This is a genomic window from Streptococcus sp. HMSC067H01, from assembly GCF_001814775.1.
In the GTDB taxonomy this organism is placed as follows: domain Bacteria; phylum Bacillota; class Bacilli; order Lactobacillales; family Streptococcaceae; genus Streptococcus.
In genome coordinates, this window is the sequence record NZ_KV817817.1 from 377 (window position 1) to 5500 (window position 5124).

The following is a 5124-nucleotide window of genomic DNA, read 5'->3' on the forward strand; positions in this document are numbered from 1 at the left end:
TTCAAAAGGTTCTACGCCAAGAATTAGCTGGTAAACACTACGATGCTTATCAAGTGAAATTGCTGGATAAAGATAACCAAATGGTTGATCCAAAAGGTTCAGTTCTAGTGAGATTGCCAGTCAAGGGTCAGGTTCAAGAGGTTTATCACATGAGCTTAGATCAAGGCTTGCAGGTTCAAAAGGTGACGTTAGTAGGTGACATAGTTGAATTTGTCACCAAAGATCTAGGACTTTATGCGATTGTCTATAAAGAACAAAACCAAGAACCAGTTGAATCGGCTCATGGACAGGTAGTTAATGGAGAAGTCCTTGAAAATGCTTCAGGAAAAGCAAGTGCAGCAAGACTTCCTGAAACAGGTGAAAGTCGATCTGATACAGCTGCCTTCCTAGCAAGTCTCAGTCTTGTTTTATCAGTAGCTCTACTAACAGTTAAACGTAAAGAAAAATAGAGTTTGGAACTCTACATTGCTTATTGATTGTAGAAATACTTGGACTATCCCAGTGGATAGGATGGAAAATGCTACAACCATATGGAGAGGACCTTTTGGTTCTCTCTATTTTTTTAAAATAGGGATGAAACCGCTTAGATGAGTGGTTAGAGGAAAGGAGATAGTAGAAAGATGGATCATCATTTTTTTGAAAAACGTTGTCATTATAGCATTCGAAAATTTGCAATAGGAGCAGTTTCAGTTATGGTTGGCGCGAGTATCTTTGGAGCCAGTATGGTACAAGCTTCAGAAACAGAGCCTTCACTAGAAGCAGAAACAAGTCTTACACAGCTTCCACCAGAGGATAAGTTATCACCAGATTTGGCAGGCGCTATTAAAAGTGCAGAGGCAGCCTTTGTTTCAGAGACTAAAGTGGAAGAGGTAGCTACTAAGTCCCAAGCTCCCGAAGAAACTTCTTCAAAACCAGAAAAAATTAGAGATTATACAGTAGAGGAGACAAGTACAACCGTAGAAAATGCTTCTACAGAAGTAGCTCCTACTGAGGCTCGTGTAGCAACAGAACCTACGAAAGCAGGTGAAGTAAATGGAACGGTGGAGAAAGCTGATTCATTTACAGCAGATAAACCTACAAGTAAAGCAGAAATTGATGCCGCCAAATCTCAAGTAGCTAAAAAAGAATATACGGTATTCCCAAGACCTCAAAAGGTTACTTATGGCGATGGCGTCACTGCTCTAGAAGGAAAGGTAAATCTTGTCTTGAGTGATGGTTTGGATATCTATACTCGAAACCGTGCCAAGGAAATTCTCCAAGCTAGTAATGTATCCTATACTACCAGTACAAAAGCTACAGAAGGGGCGACCAACATTTTCCTTGGAGTGCGTGGGAAAGCTCCTCTGGCAGAAAAAGAAGTCCAAGATATTTCCTCTGAATTATACGATAAAATTGATGCCTATGTCTTGCGCGTGAAGGACAATAAGATTTCGATTGTCGGAAAGGATACGGATGCTGTCTTCTTTGGACTAACAACCTTGAAACAAATGTTGAAGGAGAGTCCTGTCCCAGTTCTTCGAGATGTGACAGTAGAAGACTATGCAGAAGTGAAGAACCGTGGCTTTATCGAAGGCTATTACGGAAATCCTTGGACCAAGGAAAACCGTGAGGAGTTAATGCGCTATGGTGGCGACTTAAAGCTAACTCAGTACTTCTTTGCGCCTAAAGACGATCCCTATCACAATGCTAAATGGCGTGAACTTTATCCAGAAGAAAAAATGTCAGAGATTCGAGATCTAGCTCGTGTGGGAAATGAAACAAAGACACGTTATGTTTGGACCATCCACCCCTTTATGCATAAGAAGATGCGTTTTGACACGGATGAATTATATAAACAGGATTTAGATGTCATTAAAGCGAAATTCACTCAGTTGCTGGATGCAGGAGTGCGTGAATTTGGTGTTCTAGCTGATGATGCGGCCTGGCCAGTTGGTGGCTACAATAGCTATGTTCGGTTAATGACCGACCTGACAAATTGGCTAACTGAACAAGAAACAAAATACAGTGGCCTTCGTAAAGATATGATTTTTGTTCCAGCCTGGTATATGGGACAAGGGACAGAAGATGAGCTTCGCACGCTCAACGAACGCCTTCCAGAAACGGTCCATTTAACCCTAACAGGGGGTAAAGTATGGGGTGCAGTTGATCAAACCTTCCTAACAAATTTGAAGAAGAATTTAACAGAAGGTGGCAAGAAGTATCGTCCGATTCATTTCTGGATTAACTGGCCTTGTAATGATAATACCAAGCAACACTTGATTCTGGGGGGTGGTGAAAAATTCTTACATCCCAATGTTGATTTGTCCTTGGCGCAGGGCATCATGCTAAATCCGATGCAACAATCGGAAGCTTCAAAGGTAGCCCTCTTTGATGTGGCTCAGTATGGTTGGAAGCAATGGAGAAGTGCGGAAGAAGCTGAAAAAATCAATGATACGGCCTTTAACTATGTGGTCAATGGGAGCTTTGAAGAAAGCGAAGTATCAAAAGCCTTTCGTGAACTTGGTAAGCATATGCGCAACCAAAACCGTCCACCACATGTCACAAAATTGGAAGAATCTGTTGAGCTTGCACCTAAATTGACAGACTTCTATAATAAATTGAAGGCTGGTCAAAACGTAGACGCAGAGAGAAAAGAATTAAAGGGTATCTTTGCAAACTTGAAGGCTGACGCCTTCCTTCTGAAAGAAAAAGGGGACAAGAAGCTTATTGACCAAATCCACTACTGGTTAGATAATACAGTGGACCAGATGGATGCTTTAGAAGCCTTGCTGACAGCGACAGAAGGTCTGGCTGAAAAGAATGATGCTAAAGTTTGGGAGCATTACTATGCCGGGGTTAAGTATTACGATCAGTCCATTAGTTATTCCTTCTTCTATGTAGACCATTATGAACGGGCAGAGTTTGGAGTGCAACATATTCGTCCATTTATCAATAACTTAAAGGAATACTTGGCAACGCACATCCAAACCATGCTGCATCCAGATAAACTTGTGACCACCTTTATTACCAACCGTGCGGGGATTGAAGGAGGTCTTGCAGAAGTAACAGATGGCGACTTGGATACTCATGCGATTGTTAAGACGACAACCGTTATTGAACGAGATGATTATGTAGGACTTCGTTTTAATAAAGCCATTAAGGTTCATACTCTTGGTTTTGCAACAGGGACAAAGACCGCTGATAATTATACCTTTGGAAATGCCCTTGTCGAGTATCAAAACGAACAAGGGGACTGGGTAGCTCTTACAAGTCCTGCCTATACAGGTCGCGAACGGACACTTGAATTTAAAGACCTCGATATTACGGCTCAAGCAGTTCGCATGCGTGCGACAGCTAAGAAGGATAATGCTTGGCTTGCCATGCGTGAAATTGCCGTCAATAGACCGCTCGAACTTGGAAGCAAAAAGGTAAAGGGGACCATTACCCTAAGTCCAAACCTAGTTTACAAATATGGAACCAGTGTGCTTCAAATGCAAGATGGCAAAGATAACACAGAATCTATGATGGCTCATATCAATCAAACAAATGTGACTCCAGAAAATGCTTGGGTTCAAATGGACTTGGGTGGATCTAAGAAAGTAAAACATATTCATCTAGTTCAAGGGGAAGGAGACAAACTAGTAGCTGGTGTCATCGAATATTCTACAGACGGTACAAACTGGAAGACCCTTCAGACCTTAACTGGGGATCGGATTTCAGATATTAGCCAGAACTTCACAGCCCAATACGTTCGTGTACGTAATACACAACTTCTCAGCAAATGGTGGAGAATTGCGGACTTTACAGTTGACGTTGATACACCAAATACTGATTTGACTGTCACCAACGTCGACAGCTTGAAGGAAACGCCGGTAGTGGACAGCCGTGGTCGTTATGAAATGACCTTACCTCAAGGGAATAATATTCCAGCAAATGGCTATCTTGGTTTGAAATTGGACCGACTCCATGAAGCTAGTTCAATTGCACTTGAAGGTGCAGGTGAAACAGGTTTGACACTGGAATATTCGGCAAATGAAGTGGAATGGATGACCGCTGACCAACTTCCAGAACACGCCTTGGTGCGCTATGTTCGCATCGTGAACAAGACAGATAAGGACCAAGCGCTTCCTACTGGAAAATTAGTCGTTAAGACAAAAGAAGTGGATCCAACTGAACTCTTATCAACCACTATGGGTATTCACCAATATTATGGTGCTAATGATGTTCGTCGCATTCACAATTTAGGTCAACTGTTTGATGGGGACTTTAATAATTTTGTAGAATTTTCTGATTATCAACGTAAAAACGAGGAAATTGTCATGAAACTTGGCACCACTCGTCAAGTCAAGAAGATTCGTGCTTATATTCAGGATGCCCAACGTAATTATTTGCGTGATGGGAAGATTCAAGTCAGTGAAGATGGTAAGAACTGGACGGATGTTGTGACAGTCGGAGATGGCGTTGAAAATGAAATTCGAGATAATTCATTGACTGACGGCTGGACACATGATTCTGCAAACCCAGGAAATCGTTATATCGAAGGTGTTCTGGATCAACCAGTAACTGCTAAGTTCATGCGAGTTCTCTTTACAGCGGACTATAATGCTCGTTTTGTAGGATTTAGCGAAATCGTGATTAATGATGGTGAATTTATCAATCCTGAAAATAATCCTACAGTGACAGGAAATGGTAGCGAAGAAGCGGATAACCTGAAGAAAAATATGACTGACGGTAATGTCTTGACAAGTTATGTAGCTACTGAAAATAAAGGAGAGCTTGTTTATCATTTATCTGAAGAAACCAAGGTAAATCATGTTCGCTTGATTGCTGACTTGCCTGAAGGTGCAAAAGTAAATGTTCAAGTTCGTACCTTGAATGAAGCTGGTGAATCAGTTTGGAAAAACTTAGGTGAAGTGAAATCAAGTTTCCAAACCTTTGCCCTTTCAGGAAAAAATCCACGGATTCTCGATGTAAAAGTTTCTTGGGAAGGTGGAGAACCAGAGTTCTACGAAATGACTACTTTCTATCAAGAAGTGGTAGACGAACCAGCACCGACAATAAGTAAAGGCGACGAACCAGCTCCAGTAATAGAAGTCCCAGAATTTGAGGGCGGTGTCAATGCAGTAGAGGCTGCTAAGCATGAGT

The 5124-nt window shown here is 41.7% G+C and carries 1 protein-coding gene and 2 pseudogenes; all 3 read left to right on the forward strand.

The window, feature by feature from the left end:
* On the forward strand, positions 1 to 449 hold a 449-nt coding region (locus HMPREF2987_RS10120; RefSeq protein WP_142995403.1), incomplete at its 5' end, for an LPXTG cell wall anchor domain-containing protein.
* 171 nt (positions 450 to 620) lie between these two features.
* Positions 621 to 692 (forward strand): annotated as a pseudogene (locus tag HMPREF2987_RS11360) (YSIRK-type signal peptide-containing protein); the annotation flags it as partial.
* A 288-nt stretch (positions 693 to 980) separates the two neighbouring features.
* Positions 981 to 5124: pseudogene (locus tag HMPREF2987_RS10125) on the forward strand (SIALI-17 repeat-containing surface protein); the annotation flags it as partial.